Source organism: Bradyrhizobium sp. USDA 327 (genome assembly GCF_041262065.1).
GTDB lineage: Bacteria > Pseudomonadota > Alphaproteobacteria > Rhizobiales > Xanthobacteraceae > Bradyrhizobium > Bradyrhizobium liaoningense.
Genome location: NZ_JBGCCW010000001.1, coordinates 4677639 through 4696409, shown reverse-complemented (window position 1 = coordinate 4696409; position 18771 = coordinate 4677639). Strand labels below are relative to the sequence as shown.

18 protein-coding genes are annotated in these 18771 nt (G+C 64.4%); 10 read left to right on the top strand and 8 right to left on the bottom strand.

Annotation, left to right across the window (positions count from 1 at the left end; translation table 11 throughout):
- Position 1 precedes the first annotated feature (1 nt).
- From ABIA42_RS22080 to ABIA42_RS22060, 5 genes are read left to right on the top strand one after another with little or no spacing between them, the layout of a single operon-like run.
- On the top strand, positions 2-1243 hold the full coding sequence (locus ABIA42_RS22080) for an ABC transporter substrate-binding protein (protein WP_271533505.1): 1242 nt from the start codon (positions 2-4) through the stop codon (positions 1241-1243).
- A gap of 11 nt (positions 1244-1254) precedes the next feature.
- Positions 1255-2130 (top strand): branched-chain amino acid ABC transporter permease, encoded by an 876-nt coding sequence (locus tag ABIA42_RS22075; protein ID WP_271533504.1) that lies wholly within the window; start codon positions 1255-1257, stop codon positions 2128-2130.
- Positions 2127-3125 (top strand): branched-chain amino acid ABC transporter permease, encoded by a 999-nt coding sequence (locus ABIA42_RS22070; protein WP_271533503.1) that lies wholly within the window; start codon positions 2127-2129, stop codon positions 3123-3125. The genes ABIA42_RS22075 and ABIA42_RS22070 overlap by 4 nt, the downstream gene beginning before the upstream one ends.
- A complete protein-coding gene (locus tag ABIA42_RS22065) occupies positions 3122-3877 on the top strand; it encodes an ABC transporter ATP-binding protein (protein WP_271533502.1) in 756 nt (251 codons plus the stop codon). The genes ABIA42_RS22070 and ABIA42_RS22065 overlap by 4 nt, the downstream gene beginning before the upstream one ends.
- Positions 3870-4589, top strand: a complete 720-nt coding sequence (locus ABIA42_RS22060) for an ABC transporter ATP-binding protein (RefSeq protein WP_370121230.1) — start codon at positions 3870-3872, stop codon at positions 4587-4589. Before ABIA42_RS22065 ends, ABIA42_RS22060 begins: the two co-directional genes overlap by 8 nt.
- A gap of 2 nt (positions 4590-4591) precedes the next feature.
- Here ABIA42_RS22060 and ABIA42_RS22055 read toward each other — a convergent pair whose 3' ends face one another.
- The 4 genes from ABIA42_RS22055 to ABIA42_RS22040 form a co-directional block, all read right to left on the bottom strand.
- Entirely contained in the window at positions 4592-6601 is a 2010-nt protein-coding gene (locus ABIA42_RS22055; protein WP_370121233.1) for a putative bifunctional diguanylate cyclase/phosphodiesterase, read from the bottom strand.
- Positions 6602-7044: 443 nt separating this feature from the next.
- Complete coding sequence (locus ABIA42_RS22050) at positions 7045-7311, bottom strand: Plug domain-containing protein (protein WP_370121236.1); 267 nt, start codon at positions 7309-7311, stop codon at positions 7045-7047.
- A gap of 61 nt (positions 7312-7372) precedes the next feature.
- Positions 7373-8602 carry a hypothetical protein gene (locus tag ABIA42_RS22045; RefSeq protein ID WP_370157167.1) on the bottom strand — a complete coding sequence of 410 codons (1230 nt, stop codon included), beginning with the start codon at positions 8600-8602 and terminating at the stop codon, positions 7373-7375.
- Between the two features lie 148 nt (positions 8603-8750).
- The gene (locus ABIA42_RS22040; RefSeq protein ID WP_370121241.1) at positions 8751-9035 is read right to left on the bottom strand and encodes a hypothetical protein; all 285 of its coding nucleotides are present in this window, start codon (positions 9033-9035) and stop codon (positions 8751-8753) included.
- Between the two features lie 166 nt (positions 9036-9201).
- On the opposite strand from ABIA42_RS22040, the gene ABIA42_RS22035 reads away from it, so the two are divergent.
- Entirely contained in the window at positions 9202-10011 is an 810-nt protein-coding gene (locus tag ABIA42_RS22035) for a substrate-binding domain-containing protein (RefSeq protein ID WP_370121244.1), read from the top strand.
- Here the strand turns inward: ABIA42_RS22035 and ABIA42_RS22030 are convergent.
- The gene (locus ABIA42_RS22030) at positions 9985-10683 is read right to left on the bottom strand and encodes an ABC transporter permease (RefSeq protein ID WP_271533495.1); all 699 of its coding nucleotides are present in this window, start codon (positions 10681-10683) and stop codon (positions 9985-9987) included. The genes ABIA42_RS22035 and ABIA42_RS22030 overlap by 27 nt on opposite strands.
- 476 nt (positions 10684-11159) lie before the next feature.
- Here ABIA42_RS22030 and ABIA42_RS22025 point away from each other — a divergent pair, with 476 nt between their 5' ends.
- The 4 genes from ABIA42_RS22025 to ABIA42_RS22010 all read left to right on the top strand — a co-directional run bounded on the left by ABIA42_RS22025 (position 11160) and on the right by ABIA42_RS22010 (position 15376).
- Complete coding sequence (locus ABIA42_RS22025; RefSeq protein ID WP_271533494.1) at positions 11160-12011, top strand: 3-hydroxybutyryl-CoA dehydrogenase; 852 nt, start codon at positions 11160-11162, stop codon at positions 12009-12011.
- Between the two features lie 136 nt (positions 12012-12147).
- Complete coding sequence (locus ABIA42_RS22020) at positions 12148-12612, top strand: group III truncated hemoglobin (RefSeq protein ID WP_370121248.1); 465 nt, start codon at positions 12148-12150, stop codon at positions 12610-12612.
- A 254-nt stretch (positions 12613-12866) separates the two neighbouring features.
- On the top strand, positions 12867-13520 hold the full coding sequence (locus ABIA42_RS22015; RefSeq protein ID WP_271533492.1) for a ubiquinol-cytochrome c reductase iron-sulfur subunit: 654 nt from the start codon (positions 12867-12869) through the stop codon (positions 13518-13520).
- 131 nt (positions 13521-13651) lie between these two features.
- Complete coding sequence (locus tag ABIA42_RS22010) at positions 13652-15376, top strand: methanol/ethanol family PQQ-dependent dehydrogenase (protein WP_370121251.1); 1725 nt, start codon at positions 13652-13654, stop codon at positions 15374-15376.
- 159 nt (positions 15377-15535) lie between these two features.
- On the opposite strand, the gene ABIA42_RS22005 is transcribed toward ABIA42_RS22010, so the two are convergent.
- From ABIA42_RS22005 to ABIA42_RS21995, 3 genes are read right to left on the bottom strand one after another with little or no spacing between them, the layout of a single operon-like run.
- Entirely contained in the window at positions 15536-15793 is a 258-nt protein-coding gene (locus ABIA42_RS22005; protein WP_271533491.1) for a hypothetical protein, read from the bottom strand.
- Positions 15794-15847: 54 nt separating this feature from the next.
- The gene (locus tag ABIA42_RS22000) at positions 15848-18160 is read right to left on the bottom strand and encodes a molybdopterin cofactor-binding domain-containing protein (protein WP_370121255.1); all 2313 of its coding nucleotides are present in this window, start codon (positions 18158-18160) and stop codon (positions 15848-15850) included.
- Position 18161: 1 nt separating this feature from the next.
- The gene (locus tag ABIA42_RS21995) at positions 18162-18614 is read right to left on the bottom strand and encodes a (2Fe-2S)-binding protein (RefSeq protein ID WP_271533489.1); all 453 of its coding nucleotides are present in this window, start codon (positions 18612-18614) and stop codon (positions 18162-18164) included.
- Between the last annotated feature and the right edge of the window lie 157 nt (positions 18615-18771).

Below are 18771 nucleotides of genomic sequence, written 5' to 3'. Positions count from 1 at the left end.
CATGCCCAAATCCGGTTCGACCCCGAAGATAACCCGCCGCACCGCGCTCGCCGGCCTCTCGGCCAGCGCGGCCCTGCTCGCCATGCCGCGGCTCGGCCGCGCCGCCGACGAGACGATCCGAATCGGCTTCCCGACGCCGCTGACCGGACCGTTCGCCGCCGAAGCGCGCGATCAGGTCAAATGTGCCGAGCTCGCGGTGAAGCTCGTCAATGACAAGGGCGGCATTGCCGGCCGCAAGGTCGAGCTGTTGGTCCGCGACGACAAGCTCAACGCCGGCGAGGCGGCGACCCGCACGCTCGAGCTGATCGAGAAGGACAAAGTCCATGCCGTGGTCGGCGCGCTCTCCAGCGCGGTACAACTGGCGGTCAACGAGGTCACCCGCGCTCGCGGCGTGATCTATGTCTCGATCAGTCAGTCCGACACCATCAACGAGGCCAAGGATTTCAGCAAATATACCTTCCATGAGGCGCTGAACCCCCACATGACGACGGCCGCCGTGGCACGGCAGACCCTGAAGAAGGGCATGAAGGTCGCCCATCTCGTGGCCGACTATGCCTATGGTCACGAGATGCTGCGCGGCTTCAAGCGCGCTCAGACCGCGATCGGTGCGGACAATGTCGGCGAAATCCTGCATCCGTTCGGCGCCGCCGACTATTCCACCTTCATGCCGCGCCTGATGTCGATGCGACCGGATGTGCTCTGCATCTCGAATTTCGGCCGTGACCAGGCCAACGCCATCAAGCAGGCCGTGGATTTCGGCGTCAAGCAGCAGATGAAGATCGTCGTGCCCGTCATCCTACACAATCAGCGCCTCGCCGTCGGCCCCGACGTGTTCGAGGGCGTGGTCGGCGGTGCCAATTACTATTGGGGGCTGGAGACGCAGAGCAAGTCGGCGTCCGCGTTCAACGCAGCGTTCAAGGCCGCCAACGGCGGCGCGATTCCGACCGATTATGGCGCCTACGGGTATTCCGGCGTTGGATCGTTGCTGGCTGCCATGCAGGCCGCCGGCGGCACTGATACGGACAAGGTTGTCGATGCCCTGGAGAAGCTGCAGTACGATCTGACCAAGGGCCCGCAGCACTACCGCAAATGCGACCATCAGTCGGTTCAGTCGGTGCTGGTGCTGGAGTCCAAGAAGAAGTCGGCCATGGCAAATGAGAACGATCTGTTCGCGATCCTGGCCAACGACGCGGGGGCCGACGACATGCTGCGCAGCTGCAGCGAGCTCGGCCACGCGACCTGAAGCCTGTCACGATGGACCTGTCGCTGATCATCATGCAGCTTCTCTCCGGGATCGCCCTTGGGGCGGTCCTGGTCATCACTGCGCTTGGGCTGACGATCGTGTTCGGCATGCTCGGGGTGGTGAATTTCGCCCACGGCGCGCTGTTCATGATCGGAGCCTATGCGGGGCTGTATCTGGCATCACTCACCGGAAGTTTCTGGTGGGGGCTGCTGCTCGCACCCATCCTGATCGGCGTCTTCGGCATGCTGATCGAGTTCGTTCTGATCCGCAGGCTTTATGGACGCTCGATCGACGATCCGCTGCTGCTGACCTTCGGCCTCAGCTACATCCTGGTCGAGGGGGTGCGCATCGTATTCGGCAGCGACGGCATTCCCTTTCCGACACCGCCGCAGCTGGTCGGCGTGCTCGATCTCGGCATCGGCTTCTTCCCGCGCTACCGCCTGTTCGTCATCGCGCTGGTGGCGGTGGTGCTGCTGGTGCTCTGGCTGACGCTGGAGAAGACCCGCGTCGGCCTGATCGTGCGCGCCGGCGCGCGCGATCCGACCATCATGCAGGTGCTCGGTGTCGATATTGGGCGGGTCTGGCTCGCGATCTTCGGGCTCGGGGTGGGGCTTGCCGCGCTCGGCGGCGTGCTCGCCGGGCCCATGCGCAGCGTCAATCCGGAGATGGGCTCGCTGGTTCTGGCGGAGGCCTTCGTGGTGACCGTGATCGGCGGGCTCGGCTCGATCGTTGGCGCGGTCGTAGCTGGTCTCATGGTCGGCGTATCCATCAGCATGGTGGCGCTGTTCGCGCCGGAGATGGCGACCATCGTCATGTTCGCACTGATGGCGGTGGTGCTGCTGATCCGCCCGCAAGGCCTGTTCGGTGTGAGAGGGAGGACGGCGTGACGCTACCTTCGAGCGGCGAAGCGGTCGCCAAACCTGCCTCCAGTGGGCTCGGCTGGCTCCTCGACCAGCGCGTGCTCCTCTCGATTGCCGTGCTTGCCTTGCTGCCCTGGTTGCTGCCGTCGAAGGCGCTGGCCGTCAACGTCCTGATCTACGGCGTCGTGGTGATGGGCTACAATCTGCTGTTCGGCTACACCGGGCTGCTGTCGTTCGGCCAGGCTGCGTTCTTTGGTGCAGGCGCCTATTTCACCGGCATCGCGATCGGACGCTACGGCATACCCTGGTTCGCCGCCGTACCGATCGCCGTACTCCTCAGCACCTGCCTCGCCGCCGCAATCGGCATCGTCTCGACGCGCACCCGCGGCATCTACTTCTCCATGGTGACGCTCGCCTTGGCGCAACTCGTCTACTACGTCGCGCTCCAGGCGGCCTCCTTCACCGGCGGCGAGAACGGGCTACGCGGCTTCACGGTCGACCGCATCAGCCTGTTCGGCCTTCAGGTCAATTTCCTCGACCCCGTCAACAAGTATTACGTGCTGATGGCCTTCGCAGCGTTGGCGATGTGGTTCCAATCGCGCATCCTGAACTCACCTTTCGGGGCCGTCATCGAGGCGATCCGCGAGAATGAGCAGCGGGCACGGGCCTGCGGCTATGACGTCGAACGCAGCAAGCTGGTCGTGTTCATGCTGTCAGGCGCAATTTCATCGCTCGGCGGCTGCATGCTGGCACTGCATCTGTCCATCGTGCCACTGGACATTCTGCACTACCAGACCTCGGGCATGATCGTGATGATGGTGCTGCTCGGCGGCGCCCGCAGCTTCTTCGGGCCCTTCGTTGGTGCTGCCAGCTTCCTGATCCTGGAGGACGTGATCTCGCTCTGGACGCCGCATTGGCAAATCTTCGTCGGCGCGATCTTCGTGCTGTTCGTGCTGTTCCTGCCCAAGGGCATCTGGGGTACGCTGCTCGATGCCCTCGGCATCGGAAAGGCGCGGCAATGAGCACTGAACTGCTTCGCGCCGAAGGCATCGGCAAACGCTTTGGCGGCTTCGTCGCGCTCGAGGGCATCACCGTTTCGTTCGCGGCCGGCCAGCTCACCTCGATCATTGGGCCGAACGGCGCCGGCAAGAGCACCTTCTTCAACATCCTCTCGGGCGCGCTGACGCCGAGCTCGGGCAAGCTGCACTTCAGGGGACGTGAGCTGAACGGGCTGCCGCAGCACCGCTTCGTGCATCAGGGCATCTCGCGCTCCTACCAGATTACGAACATCTTTCCCGATCTGTCCGTGCACGAGAACGTGCGCGTGGCGGCCCAAGCGCTGATCGTGAGCTACGACATCTGGCGCAACCGCGCCCGGCTCGCTGAACTGGATGCGCGCGCGGACGCCGCGCTCGACGCAGTCGGGCTGCTGGCCAGGCGGAACGAATTGGCGAAATTCCTGTCGCATGGCCAGCAGCGCGCACTGGAGATCGCGATCGCACTGGTTTCCGAGCCGGAATTGCTGCTGCTGGACGAACCGACCGCCGGCATGGGGCCGGAAGAAACCAAGGACATGGTCGCTCTGCTCGAGCGCCTGGCCGAGAAGCGCACCGTGCTCCTGGTGGAGCACAAGATGAAGATGGTGCTGGGGCTGAGTAAGCGCGTCGTGGTGCTGCATCACGGCCGCCTGCTGGCGGACGGCGCGCCCGACGAGATCAGGAGCAATCCGGAGGTCCGCCGGGTCTATCTCGGACAGAGTGAAGGCTATGGCTGAGACCGCGCTGCTCGAAATCAACGATCTTCATGCCTGGTATGGCGCAAGCCATATCCTGCACGGCATCTCCCTGCACGTGGACCGGGGCGAGGTGGTCGCCCTGGTCGGCCGCAATGGCGCCGGTAAGACCACGACCTTGCGGGCGATGATGGGCCTGATGCCGAAGGCGGCGGGCCGCGTGCGCTTCGCAGGCAGGGAGCTGTTGCCGCTCCGCGCGTATCAGCGCTTCCATCTCGGCCTCGCTTACGTGCCCGAGGAACGCCGCATCGTCCCCGGCCTGTCCGTGCGCGAGAATTTGCGGCTCGGTCTCGTCGCGGCCGGCGGCGATATCGAGGAGCGCACGGCGATCGACGAGATCGCCGAGACCTTCCCGCGCCTGAAGGAGCGTCTCGATCAGGAGGGCGTGACGCTCTCGGGCGGAGAACAGCAGATGCTGGCGATTGCGCGCGCGCTGATCGCAAAGCCAAGAATGATCCTGCTCGACGAGCCATCGGAGGGCATCATGCCCGTCCTCGTCGAGGAGATGGGCGTGCTGTTCCGTCGCCTGCGCGACGAGGGCAAGACGCTGCTGCTGGTGGAGCAGAACGTCGAATGGGCGCTGCGGCTGGCTGACCGCGCCGTCATCATCGATCAAGGCGAGGTCGTGCATCAAAGCAGCGCGGCGGCGCTGCTCGCGGACAAGGATATCCAGGAGCGCTATTGCGCGGTGTGACGTTAGGCCACGACCTTGGCCCTGGTGCCTTCGAGGCGCTGGCCTTCCTTTGCCAGATAGTCGCCAACCGCATCGGCCGCCATGGGCTTTGCGAAATAGTAGCCCTGGATGAAGTCACAGCCGAGCCGGCGCAGGCTGTCGAGCTGGGCGCGGGTCTCGACTCCCTCGACGACGCAGGCGATCTCCATGTCGTCGCACAGGCCCGTGAGCGACTTGATGATCTTGTGGCTGACGGGATTTTCGTTGATGTCGGCGACGAAGCTGCGGTCGACCTTGATCTTGTCGAGCGGCAGCCGGTGGACGTGGCTCAGCGACGAATAGCCGGTGCCGAAATCGTCAAGCGAAATGCCGCAGCCCATCGCCTTCAACGTCGCGATCGACTGCTGCGCACGCACGAAGTCGAAGGTCACGGCGGTCTCGGTGATCTCGAAGTCGATCCGATGCGGCGGCAACCCACTCTTCTCGATGATGGAGATCAGCGGCAAAATGCCCTCCGCCGCGCAGACGTCGTGGGCCGAGAGGTTGAACGACAGGCGGACGTGATCGGGCCATGTCTTGGCGATGGCGAGCGCGCGCACCAGCAGCGCTTGCGTCAGCGGGCGGATCAGACCGATACGCTCGGCGGCCGGAATGAAATCGGCCGGGGAGACCATGCCGAGGCGAGTGCTATGCCAGCGCGCGAGGACCTCGAACCCGGCGGTGTACTCGCTCATGGCGTCGACGATCGGCTGGAACACCAGGTCCATCTCGGTGCTGAAATCGGCCGTGCGCAGCAGGTTCTCGATGACTCCGCGACTGCGGATCTCGGCCTCGAGCTCGCTCGAGAAGATCACGGTGCGGCCGCGCAGATTGCGCTTGGCGTGATAGAGCGAGTAGTCGGCGCACTCGTATAGCGCTTCCGACGTGGTCGCTGAGTCCGGAAACGATGCGAATCCGATCGAGCACGACAGCCCGGTGTGGGCGGTATCGAGCTGGTAAGGCAGCTTGACATGGCCGCCGATGCGTTCGCCCAGTCGCATCAGATCCACGTCGTCGGGGTCGCCGCACACGATGAGACCGAACTCGTCGCCGCCGAGCCGGGCGAACTCCACGCGCTGCGGGCCAAGGCCCTCGCAGACCTCGCGGATGCGCCGGCCCGCCTCGATCAGGACGCGGTCGCCGACGGAGTGGCCGTAATTGTCGTTGATCGGCTTGAAGCCGTCGAGATCGATGATGCCGACCGCGACGCGAACGTTCCTGCGCTCGGCATCCGTGAAGGCACTCGACAATTCGGCGAAGAAGCGGCGGCGGTTCGGCAGCTCTGTGAGGGTATCGAGATTGGCAAGTCGAAAGTTCTCGTCCGAGAGCGCCTGCGTCGCCGCCTGTTGCGCCAGCAGCGATTTGCGGCTGGCAACGAGATCGGCGAAGTCGCGATAGTAAATGAACAGCACCGTCACCATCGCGCCGGAAACCAGGAGGTTGTTGACGGCGATCGCCTTCAGCGTCGGTTCGCCTGTGGCGAAGAAGAACAGCACATAAGGCACGTCGACGATCAACGTCACGATTAGTGCCGCCGAGCGCAGATGCATCAGCGAGAAGATGCAGCCGATCACGGTGACCGCCATGTAGAAGGCGACTTGGCTCTTGGCGAAGGGATCGCCGTAGGGGTAGAGCGCGAAGGACCAGGCGGCGAAGCCGGCGCCGATCGGCAAGGTCAGCCAGTTGGTGGCGCGCAGATTGCGCAGGATGTCGGCATCACTGCGCACGATGTGACGCTGGCGCAGCCACCAGAAGGTCCGTAAGCCCGCGAGCACGGTCAGCACGCTCGGCACGATCATCGTCAGCCAGTCCGGCGCCACGTTCACATAGGTGTAGGCGACCGCGATCGTGTTGCTGATCAGGATGAAGTAGAGCAGCGGGATCTGCTTGGAGAACGCGTCGAACTGTGCGCGCGTCAGGTCCGGGTTGTCGGCCGGTACGCGAAACAGCCGCGTTGCGGCGGCAAGATGAGACTTCAAATCGACAACAGGCATTGAAATACGAGCCCCGCATCCCCTGAAAACGCGGGCGATCTTGCACGGCGCGGGTAAAGGGCGCGTTAGATCGGGCCAAGCGCGGAAGGCCAGCACAGGTTGCGCGCTACCTCAAGGTTTCTCCGGCCGCGTGCATTGGTGAGCTCCCGTTAAGGATACCCGCCGTTCGAAGCGTGCGTCTCAGGCACGTAATCACTGCAGCTACGACCTGCTAACCATGGTGTCATCCGGTGTGCTCGCTCCGCCTATCTCCGTCGAGCAGCGGCTTGTTACGTTCCCCGGGCCACGAGTTGCGCGTCGTCTCCTTTTTGGTCTAGGCAAAACCGCCGGTGTGCGAACAGGGCCAGTGCGCACAGCGCGGCCGTTACTCTTCTCATGGTTTGCCTCCCACAGTCTTCTTGTCGTTCCGATCGGGCGGTTGCCGTCGCTCGAACGTGTATGCGTCAGCGCCCGATCGTCACCCCGGCGGTCGAGCGCATGGCGCCTCTCAGGCTGGTCGCGTTCATGTCGTCGAGGACCTGCCGCGTCAGCACGGTAGTCTGGCCGGGCGTGTCGAGGATTGTCTCTCCGCGCGAGGAAGAGAGCCGATCGGCCTTGTAGGGCGCGGCGGGAATGGCCGTGGCTGCAGGACGCGGCCGTTTACCCGCGGCGAGCGCTGGCTGTGAGATGGAGAAGGCGATCACGACCAGAAGCAGCGACCTTGTGCGCATACACGATCTCCCATGTCGGGACATCAGCCTAGCGCATCGGGATCGTTCACAGAAGAAAGGATCAGGCGAGAGCGGCCTGGCGCTCCCGCGTCGGTTCGCGGACCCGCTCGATGTTCCGCGGCTCGGCGAGCCGGGTGAAGCTGCGATGGTTCGCCTGCGCGGGCGCCTCGACAATGACGCCCTCACAGATGATCTGTCCGCCGAGCATCTTGAATTCCAGCTTGTCGTAGCGCGGCATTGTCTCGCCGGGTGCCGGCGGCAGCAGCCCGACGCTTCCCTGGATGTTCAGCGCGGCCTCGCCGGTGCCGTGAAGCCGCGGATTCCACATCCGGATTCCGGTCTCCGCCCAGCGCTGCCGGATCAGCGCGGCGCGATCGGCGGGTTCCGCGGCTCTCGCGGGAGCTTTCGGTGCGCTGCGGATCTCCGGAGCAGGCGACTCGAGCGGCGGAGCCGATCCGATCTCGATGGCGACGCTGGCTGACTCGTTGGCCGCCGTCGCAACGGCTGTGACGAGCAGGACATCGTTTGCAGGGGCCGGCGCGACCTCGACGGCGAGCTCTGGGTCGCTATCGGCTCCGGCTTCGGAAACGTCGGGCGCGACGCTATTGGCATCGCCGAGGAGGACCGGGATTGCATCGACGGCGACCGTTTCGACCTCGGCGGAAACGTTGGACGAGGGGGCAGCCTCGATGACGGCATCAGGGACGTCAGTCGAAGCGGTCGCGACGGCTGGTGATGAAACCACAACCTCCTCTGCGACGACGGAATCGATTTCGGCGGGAGATGCATCGCCAATGATGGCGAGATCAGCCTCCGCAACTGGCTCGTTCTCCGCGTCGGTCGGCGAAACCAACACCTCCTCGGCGACTGGCGGCGTCGCGGGCGCCTCGATTTCCGTCACTCTCTCCGGAGATGAGTCGTCGCTGGGACAGATATCGTCGGACGGATTCTCCGCAACGACAGACACAGCCGCATCGTTCTCTGCGACCGGAGCCTGGGTGGCGGGGTCAGCGTCGTCGCGCACCGGGGCGGTGCTGATCTCGGCGATTGGAGCTTGAGCAGTGGCCGCGACGTCTTCGATGATGGCGGGCGAAGCGTCTGTGGCGATCGGCGCGACGTCAATGCTGCCGCCGTGCGGCAAGGGCCGAAGTCGGGTAAACGCCCAGTTCACCGCGGGGATGCGGCGCAGCAACGATATCAGTCTCGAAAGCACTGGGAGTTGTCCAAGAGGTACTCGGCGTGAGGCAATCGCTGATTCGCCAGCAATGAGAAAACCTGCCCCGGCCGTCACACTCGTGTCAATGTAGGGAGGACTAATTGCAGAACATCCACGCATCCACTCTGCGGGGGGAATTTCCCCCCGCGCGATTCCTCCAATCGACGCGCTGCTTGGAGTGGAAGGGGACAGCTGTCCCCTCTCGGGATATTCGATCCTCAGTTCATTTGCCGGCGCCAGAGCCAGAGCCCGCACCGCCGCCGGCCTGGCTGCTCATATTGTTGCTGTTGCTACCGCCGGCAGATGGCGATTTCGCGCCCTTGCTGTCGCTGGCCTCGTTCTGCATGTTCGATGTACGTCCCGTCGTCATTCCTTTGGTCGCCGGGCCTCGCGACGAGGGGCCGACGTCGCCCTGACCGGACGCACCGGGGGCGGGTTGTGTCTGTGCGAAGGCGCCACCTGTCGCGAGCGCCATGATGCATGCGGATGCCAGGATGATCTTCTTCATCGGATTCTCCTTGACTTTACATCTCCGGACAACCCGCCTGCGCCGACGACGTTCCTGCCAACGCGTGTAGCCCTCGCGTCAATTTCCGTTACTGCCTGTCCAAGGGGTTCCCGTCGTCGTCGCCAGCGGCTATTCAGAACCGTCAGTGTCTGGTCGGAGACGACGCATGAGGAAGCTTGCCACGATCGGAGCGGCTCTGCTCTGGTCCACCATCGCATTCGCACAGGATCGCACCATCACCGTGGCCTCGACCACTTCGACGGAGCAGTCTGGGCTGTTCGGTCATCTGCTGCCGCTGTTCTCGAAGGCGGAAGGCATCAGCGTGAAGGTCGTTGCCGTCGGCACCGGTCAGGCGCTGGATATCGGCCGGCGCGGGGATGCCGACGTGGTGTTCGTCCATGACAGGCCCGCCGAGGACAAGTTCATGTCCGAAGGGCAGGGCGTAAAACGGTTCGACGTCATGTACAACGACTTCGTCATCATCGGGCCCAGAAGCGATCCGGCGCGGATATCAGGCAGCAAGGATGTGGTCGAGGCGCTACGCAAGATCGCGACGGCCAAGGCGACTTTCATCTCGCGCGGCGACAAGTCCGGCACGCATGCGGCCGAGTTGCGGCTATGGAAAGAGGCGGGCGTTGACCTCGGCGCCGGGAAGGACACCTGGTACCGGGAAATCGGTCAGGGCATGGGCCCGGCGCTGAACATGGCCTCGTCGTCGACCGCCTATCTCCTGTCGGATCGCGGCACCTGGCTATCGTTCAAGAACCGTGGCGAACTCGCCATCCTGACCGAGGGTGACAAGCGGCTGTTCAACCAGTACGGCGTCATGCTGGTGAATCCTGAAAAGCATCCGAGCGTGAAGGCGAAGGACGGGCAGGCCTTCATCGACTGGCTGGTTTCGCCGAAGGGGCAGGAAGCGATCGCCGGGTACAAGGTCGGCGGCGAGCAGCTATTTTTCCCCAACGCGTCCCACTAGCACGAAGGCGACGGTTGACACCGCCACGCTGAGTGCCAGCAGGATCAGCCCCAGTCCGAGTGCCAGCGGCAGGTCGCCTTTGCTGGTTTCCAGTGCGATCGCCGTCGTCATCGTGCGGGTGAAGCCGCGGATGTTGCCGCCGACGATGATGATGGCGCCGACTTCCGCAATGGCGCGCCCGAACGCCGCGAGAAAGGCCGTCAGCAGCGAGGTCCGCCCGAGCGCGAACAGCAGGCCGATGCTGCGCAGTGTCGATAGCCCGTCGATCCGCGCCAGATCGCCATACTCCGCCCACAGCAGGCTTGCCGGCCGGTGCACCAGCGCCACCACGATCGGCGTGGCGAGCAACGTCTGCGCAATCACCATGGCGGCCGGCGTGAACAGCAAGCCCGCCGCCCCGAGCGGACCGGACCGCGACAGCAGGAGATAGAGGGCGAGCCCGACCACGACCGGTGGAAGGCCGAGCAGCGCATTAGTCAGGATGATGATAAGTTGACGCCCCCGGAAACGGGTGATCGCAAGCAGGGCTCCGAACGGTGCGCCGATCAGGAGCGCGACGATGCTGGCAGTCAGGCTAACCCGCACCGACAATGCGACGATGCCCAGCAACTCGGCGTCGGCTTCGCCGATCAGCGTGAAGGCGGCACCGATGGATCGTACGAAATCGTTCATCCGGCCTGACGCCGTTGCGCCGGCTCGATGCCGGTGGTCCTAGTCACGTCCATCGTGAAATCCTTCGTCCTCGGCAGCCTGCCCCTGACAGCTTCGGCCCGCCTTGGCGGCAGGCCGGGTCCTCCACGAGCATCCTCGGATGGCAACTGCGCCGGTTGTGGCCGCTGCGGTCGGCACAATCAAGAGGTTGCAGTTCAGGGGGCTCAGGGTGCGGGTTTGTCCCCTCTGAATCGGGCGCCCGATGCCCGGCTTTCATTGGGTTGCTGGGGGCAGGGCACAAGATCCGGCAGATTCCGGTAGGAAGAGCCCAGATCCTGGCGCGGCACGGCCGTGGACGGCTTTATTCCGCCCGTGGATGCACTAAGGAAAGGACAGGATCAGGTCGCACCCGTCGGGTGGTGGTGCTAGACCCTGATGCAGCAACAATAGGGCCGGGCCGCTCCTGGCTCGCCCGCAAAGATGAAGGATGTGACGCAATGATCCAAACCGTTGGCATCATCGGGGCTGGGACCATGGGGAACGGCATCGCGCAGGTCTGCGCCGCGGCCGGACTCTCGGTCGTGATGGTCGATATTTCCGATGCGGCGGTGAACCGCGGGCTTTCGACCGTCGGCGGCAGCCTCGAGCGCCTGGTCAAGAAGGAGAAGATGTCGGCGGCCGACCGCGAGGCGACGCTCAAGCGTATCACCGGCACGACCGACCGGGCGAAGCTCTCGGATTGCGATCTGGTCATCGAGGCCGCGACCGAGAACGAGGAGCTCAAGGTCAAGATCCTGAAGGATCTCTGCGCCACGCTGTCGCCGCGCACGCTGGTCGCGACCAACACCTCGTCGATCTCGATCACCAAGCTCGCAGCCGCAACCGATCGTCCCGACCGGTTCATCGGCATGCACTTCTTCAACCCGGTGCCGGTGATGGCGTTGCTCGAGCTCATCCGGGGCTTGCAGACTTCGGACGATACCCATGCCAAGGCGCTCGATTTCGCCAAGCGCGTCGGCAAGGTGGCGATCACGGCAAAGAACAGCCCGGGCTTCGCCGTCAACCGCATCCTGTGCCCGATGATCAACGAGGCGATCTTCGCGCTCCAGGAGGGGATCGCAACCGCGGAAGAGATCGACGCCGGCATGAAGCTCGGTTGCAACCATCCGATCGGGCCGCTGGCGCTGGCCGATCTCGTCGGGCTCGACACCATGCTTTCGGTGATGGAGGTCTTTTACAAAGGCTTCAACGATCCTAAATATCGGCCAGCCCCGCTGCTGAAAGAGATGGTCGATGCCGGCCATCTCGGCCGCAAGAGCGGGCAGGGCTTCTACACCTATAGCGCCTGATGAAGGCATCGGCGGCGGGCCTTTCGCGTTCGCCGCCGGATCCCGCACTTTGCGCTGCGACAAAGACGCCGCGCGCAACTGGCCCGACAATGTTGAGCGGGCGGCCCGCGGGAACAATGGAACGGACACAGAGGATATGTCGGATCGACTGAAGGCCGAGCGCGAGGCGGCGGCCGCACGGCGGAGCCTGTTGACGCAGGATGCGATCGAGCGCACCGGGATCACCGAGGAAATGATCGGGGAGCTCGTCACCCGCTTCTACGGACGCGTGCGCGAGGACGCGCTGCTTGGTCCGGTCTTCGCCATCGTGCAGAACTGGGACGAGCACCTCGCCAAGCTCAGGGACTTCTGGTCCTCGGTGGTGTTGATGAGCGGCCGCTATCATGGCTCGCCGATGCGGGCGCATCTGCCGCTGAATCTGGTGGGAGATCATTTCGACCGCTGGCTCGATCTGTTCGAGCAGACCGCGCGCGAGGTCTGCCCGCCGGCGGCGGCTGCGCTGTTCATCGACAAGGCGCGTCGTATCGCCGACAGTTTCGAGATGGCTTCGGCGACTGTCGCAGGTCGCATCGCATCGCCGCGTCACGTGCTCAGGCCCTGAATACAAAATGCCTGCCTCAGAAACGCTGAGGACGCGCGCCGCGCATCTTGCGATGGCGCGCTGCACCAATTCCAACATCATCGGTCTGATCTGCAAAATCATCATGCGGTTCGCGTGATGCGATGTAGAATTTGCGAAAACGCGCTTGAACGCGTTTAGTATCATTCAATCATCGCGAGCAAAGACATATTGATGCACTGCGGCGCCAATTCTTTGCCTTGTTTTCGGCAGAGTTCCAGCGCCTGCTAGCGGGCATGTCGAGCGCACCGTTCAACGTCAATTCATCACCGTCCGAGAGCATAGCGGAAGCTGAAGCCGACGCGGGCACCGAGCAAACGCGACGGACGCTGCTGCTCGGCGCGCTTGCGACCACCGCGTGCCTCGGCTGTTCCCCGCCGGCGCGTGCAGGCGAGGATCCGCCCGGCGCCGACGAGCGGCCGCAGAAGGGCGATCTGCTCGTCTTCTCCGAAGGCGAGCAGGAGGGGAAGATCATCACCACGGCCGATCTGAAGGCCGGCGGTCCACCGCTCCATGCCTGGCCGAGGGATCCCAACACATCGGTGGTGCGCAGCGCCTCGCGGCTCAACGAGATCCTGATCATCAGGCTCGATCCCGCCGAGCTCGACGAAAAGACCCGCGCGCGTGCGGTCGACGGCATCATCGCCTATTCGGCGATCTGCTCGCATGCGGGCTGTCCTGTCACCGCCTGGGTGAAGAGTGATGTCGGCGACAAGGAGGTGTTCAAGTGCATGTGCCACAATTCCGAATACGACCCTCGCGCGGGCGCGCAGGTCGTGTTCGGACCGGCGCCGCGACGGCTCGCAGCATTGCCTCTGGCGCTGGCTGGCGGATCGCTCAGCGTCGCCGGCAATTTCGTCGGAAAGGTAGGTGGCGCACAGCCAGGATGATGGACGGTTGCGGGGCCGTGCCCGCGTCACGAGAGGCCGCGTCCGCCGATGGGCGGACGATGGGACGAACGACAAGAATTCACAACAAGAATTCAAACGGATGAAAAAGGGGAACGTCCATGAAAACTTCCATGGCAAGGAAGCAATGGTTACTGTCCGGCTTCGTCGCCTTCAGCTGCCTCGCCTCGACCGCCGCCGTATCGGGCCCGATCGAGAACTACACACCGGTCACGGCGCAGCGGCTGGAGAATCCGGAGCCGAGCAATTGGATGCTCTATCGGCGCACCTATGACGGGCAGGGCTATAGTCCGCTCGACCAGATCAACACCTCGAACGTGAGGAGCCTCACGCCGGTCTGGACCTTTGCCACCGGTGTGGTCGAAGGCCACCAAGCGCCGCCGATCGTCAACAATGGCGCGATGTTCGTGACGACTCCAATGGGGCAGGTGATCGCGCTGAACGCGAAGACCGGCGACGAATACTGGCGCTACAAGCGGCAGCTCCCTGACGATCTGTTTCAGCTGCATCCGACCAACCGGGGCGTGGGCCTGTGGGAGGACAAACTCTACCTCGCCACCACGGACGACCATGTGGTCGCGCTCGATGCCAAGACCGGCAAGGTGGTGTGGGACACCAAGGTGCAGGACTACAGGAAGGGCCAGTACCTGACGCTGATGCCGTTGATCGTGGACGGCAAGGTCATCGTCGGCGGGTCCGGCGGCGAGTTCGGCGTACGCGGCTATATCGTGGCCTATGATGCCAAGGACGGCAAGGAGCTGTGGCGGACCTACACCATCCCCGGCGAAGGCGAGCCCGGTCACGACACCTGGCAGGGCGACGACTGGAAGAACGGCGGTGGGTCGGCCTGGATGACCGGAAATTACGACAGGGAGACCAAGACGATCTATTGGGGCGTCGGCAACGCGGCGCCATGGCCCGGCGAGACCCATCCCGGCGACAATCTCTACACTGCATCGGTGCTCGCGCTCGATCCCGACACCGGCAAGATCAAGGCCTATCACCAGTACCACCAGAACGATTCCTGGGACTGGGACGAGGTCGAGGCCCCGATGCTGATCGATCTGCAACGCAACGGTCGCACCATCAAGAGCCTGGTCCATCCGGGACGCGACGCGATCTTCTGGGTGCTCGAGCGGACGCCGACCAAGATCAACTATGTCGCCGGTTGGCCGTTCGTCTATACCGACGTCTGGAAGGGTATCGACGAGACCGGCAAGCCGATCGTGGATCCCGCGCACAAGCCGGTGATCGGCAAGCGCGTCGAGTTCTGTCCGTCGCTGTGGGGCGGTAAGGATTGGCCGTCGGCCGCCTACAGCCAGAGGACCGGCCTCGTCTACGTGCCTGCCAATGAGAATTTCTGCGGCGGATTCACCGGCGAGAAGGTCCCGCTCAAGCCGGGCGAGCTCTGGCTCGGCACCAAGCCGGAGGACATCGGCCTGAAGACGAGGCCGGGCGCGGATCATTTCGGCGAGCTTCAGGCCTGGGATCCCGCCACGGGCAAGAAGGTCTGGCAGCACAACTTTCCGAAGTCGCAGCTGTTCGGCTCCGTCACGGCGACGGCGGGCGATCTCGTCTTCGTCGGCGGGACAAACGACCGCAACTTCCGAGCCTTCCACGCCAAGACCGGCGAACTTCTGTGGGAACAGAAGACCAACTCCGGCATCGTTGGCATGCCGGTGTCCTATGAGATCGACGGCACGCAATACATCGCGATCCAGTCGGGATGGGGCGTGGACGCACAGCGTATCCAGGATGCACTCGTGACCAACAATATCGGCATCGAAGCCAATGTGCCCCAAGGCGGGGTCATCTGGGTCTTCGCGCTGAAGAAATAGCTCCGCGGGCGGATCGAACGTAGCGGAGCAGCAAGGGGGGTGGTGAATGCGGCGGACGGCAACGTCCGCCGCATTCTCGCGTGTGGTGAAATTGCGTGCGGGCCGAAACTGCCCCCTTCTCCGCTTGTGGGAGTAGGTGGCGATGCAGTCGTCAAACCGCTACTTGCCGACGCGCTCGACCTTGTCCTTTTCCTTCTGGTTCATCTCACGGATCTTCGGATCCGGGTTGTGCTTTCCCGTCGTCTGCGTGGTCGAAGCGGGCGGGGCATTGGCGTTGGGGAGCGAAGTCTGGTTCGGCGTAGCGGGGCGCGTGGCCGTTGTCGGCGGAGTCGTGCTCCCCTGCGCGAACGCACCGGTGGTGGTCAAAAGAAAGGCGCCCGACAGTGAGACTGCGAGCGCCCTTGAGATTTTGTTCATCGATCTGCTCCTGTCAGATCGATGCAAACGGCGCGAGGCCGTTTGTGTTCCGTTTCACGCCTCCAATTGCTTGCCGATCGGAAGCGAGCGGATGCGTTTTCCCGTCGCCGCGAAGATCGCGTTGATCAGGGCCGGCGCGAACGGGGGAACACCGGGCTCGCCAACCCCGCTCGGCGGCGTTTCGGGCCCCGGAGGCACTATGTAGACATTGGTCACCACAGGAGATTCGTCGATCCTGACGACCTGGAAGTCGTCAAAATTCTTCTGCTGCACCTTGCCGTCCTTGAAGGTGATCTCGCCGTATTTGGCGAGACTGAGCCCCATGATCGCCGCGCCCTCGATCTGCGAGGCGATGCGCTCGGGGTTGACGTAGGTGCCGCAATCGATCGCGGTGTCGACCCGCGGCACCGTCAGCTTGCCCTTGTCGTCGACGGCGACCTCGACGATGGTCGCGATGTAGCTGACGAAGCTGCGGTGCACGGCGATGCCGAGACCGTGGCCCTTCGGCACCTTGCGCCCCCACTCGCCCTTCTCGGCGACCAGCTCGACCACCTTGCGCAGGCGCGCGGTGTCGATCGGGTAGCTGTCCTGGGGCTCGCCATAGTTCCAAAGGTCCTTCACGTTCGGCTTGACGATGCGAGGCGAGCCGATCAGCTCGAGCAGCATGTCTTTCTGGTCGCGGCCGGTCGCCTGCGCAATCTCGCCGACCATCGATTGCACCGCGAAGGCCCGCGGGATGTTCGAGACCGAGCGGAACCAGCCGATGCGGGTGTGCGCGGCTGCTTCCGGATTCTCGCAGGAGATGTTGGCGATCTCGAACGGCATATCGACAAGGCCCATGCCGATCTCGAACGGGGCCTGATGCAACGTGCCGGCGGCAAAGGTCGAGGCGATGCTGGGAGCCACGCTGCGGTGGCGCCAGGCGACCACCTTGCCGCTCTTGTCGAGACCGGCCTCGATCCGCTCGACCGAGACGGTGTGCACGAAGCCGTTGTGGAGGTCGTCTTCGCGTGTCCACTGCACCTTCACTGGCGCGCCGAGCTCTTTGGACAGCAGGGCGGCCTCGAGCGCAAAGTCGCATTTCGACTTGCGACCGAAACCACCGCCGAGCAGCGTCACGTTGACGGTGACGTTGCCTTCGGGGATCTCCAGCGTCTTGGCGACGTCCTCGCGGGTGCCGCCGGGACTCTGCACCGGCGCCCAGATCTCCGCCTTGTCGCCCTTGACGTTGGCGACCGCGACCGGGGGCTCCATGGCGACATGGGCGAGATGCGGGATGTAGTACTCGCCGACGATCACCTTGTCGGCGCTCTTTAGGGCGGCGTCCGCATCGCCCTCTTTGCGCAGGACGAGGCCGGGCTTGCGCGAGGCTTCCTCGAGCTCCTTGCGATAGGCGACGGAGTCGTATTTGCCGTTCGGACCGTCGTCCCACACCAGCTTCAACGCGTCGCGGCCCTTGATCGCCGCGCCGGTGTTGCGCGCGATCACGGCGACGCCGCCGAGCGGCTGGAACTTCGAGGGCCACGGCCAGCCGCGCACCTGCATGACCTTCTCGACGCCGGGAATCTTGAGAGCCGCGTCCGGATCGAACGAGACCAGCTTGCCGCCCGTGACGGGCGGGCGCGCGATCACGGCATATTTCATGCCGGGCAAGCGGACGTCCGCGCCGTAACGCGCCTTGCCGGTGGTGATGTCGTGGAGATCGACGATGCCGACCTGACCCTTGCCGAGATAGCGGAAGTCCTTGGGATCCTTCAGCTTGAGACCTTCGATGCTCGGCACCGATTCCTTGGCTGCATCCGCGGCGAGCTCGCCGAAACCCAGCTTGCGGCCGCTGGCGCTGTGGACGACCTCGTGGTTGATCGCCTTGACCTCGGTCGCGGGCACGCCCCAGCGCTTCGCCGCAGCCTGCTCCAGCATGGTGCGGGCGGAGGCGCCGATCTGGCGCATCGGCATCAAATAGTGCCGCGTGCTGCGCGAGCCGTCGGTGTCCTGGTTGCCGAACTTGACCTCGTCGCCATGGGCCTGCTGCACCTTGACCCTCGACCAGTCGGCTTCCATCTCCTCGGCCACGATCAGCGGCAGGCTCGTACGCACGCCGGTGCCCATCTCCGAACGGTGCCCGATGATGGTGACGATGCCATCCGGGGCGACCGAAACGAACACGCGCGGATCGACCACGACACCGTGCGGCATCTTGCCGGCGCCGGTCTCATAGGCCAACGCCTGGCGCGACATCACGGGGGCGGCGAGGACGAAGCTGCCGGTGACGCCGAGCCCCTTCAGGATGCTGCGGCGGGAGACCTTCTCGACCCTGATATGCTTCTCGAAGCCGCGAAGCTTGCGGGGATTGTCGATGAAGTTCATGTCACACTCCCGTCGATGCGAGATGGACGGCGTTCTCGATGCGCTGGTAGCAGCCGCAGCGGCAGATGTTGCCCGACATCGCCTCGCGGATCTGGTCATGCGAAGGTTTCGGGTTGTCCATCAGGAGGGCTGCGGCCTGCATGATCTGGCCGGCCTGGCAGAAGCCGCATTGGGGCACGTTGACCTGGCGCCAGGCCTTCTGCACCGGGTGATCGCCGTTGGGATGCAATCCCTCGATCGTGGTGACCTCGCGTCCGGCGACGTCGTTCACCGACGTGATGCAGGCCCGCACGGCCTCCTTGTCGACGATGACGGTGCAGGAGCCGCACAGGGCCTGGCCGCAACCGTATTTGGTGCCGGTCAGCCCGGCCTCGTCACGCAGGAACCAGAGTAGCGGGAGGTCCGGGTCGCCGTCCCAGCTCTGTTCCTGGCCGTTGATCTTCACCTTGATCATGATCGTCCCTCGCTCTTCATAAGCATGCCAAATGCAAAGTTTGCCGACGCCGTTGGCGACGGTTCACGCGTCGTCTCGCCGCATTCCGCCGTCGTCCCGCGCGGGCAAATCCCGGAGGGGCAGGAACGCCAATGGCGATGTCTGGAGATGTGCTCGA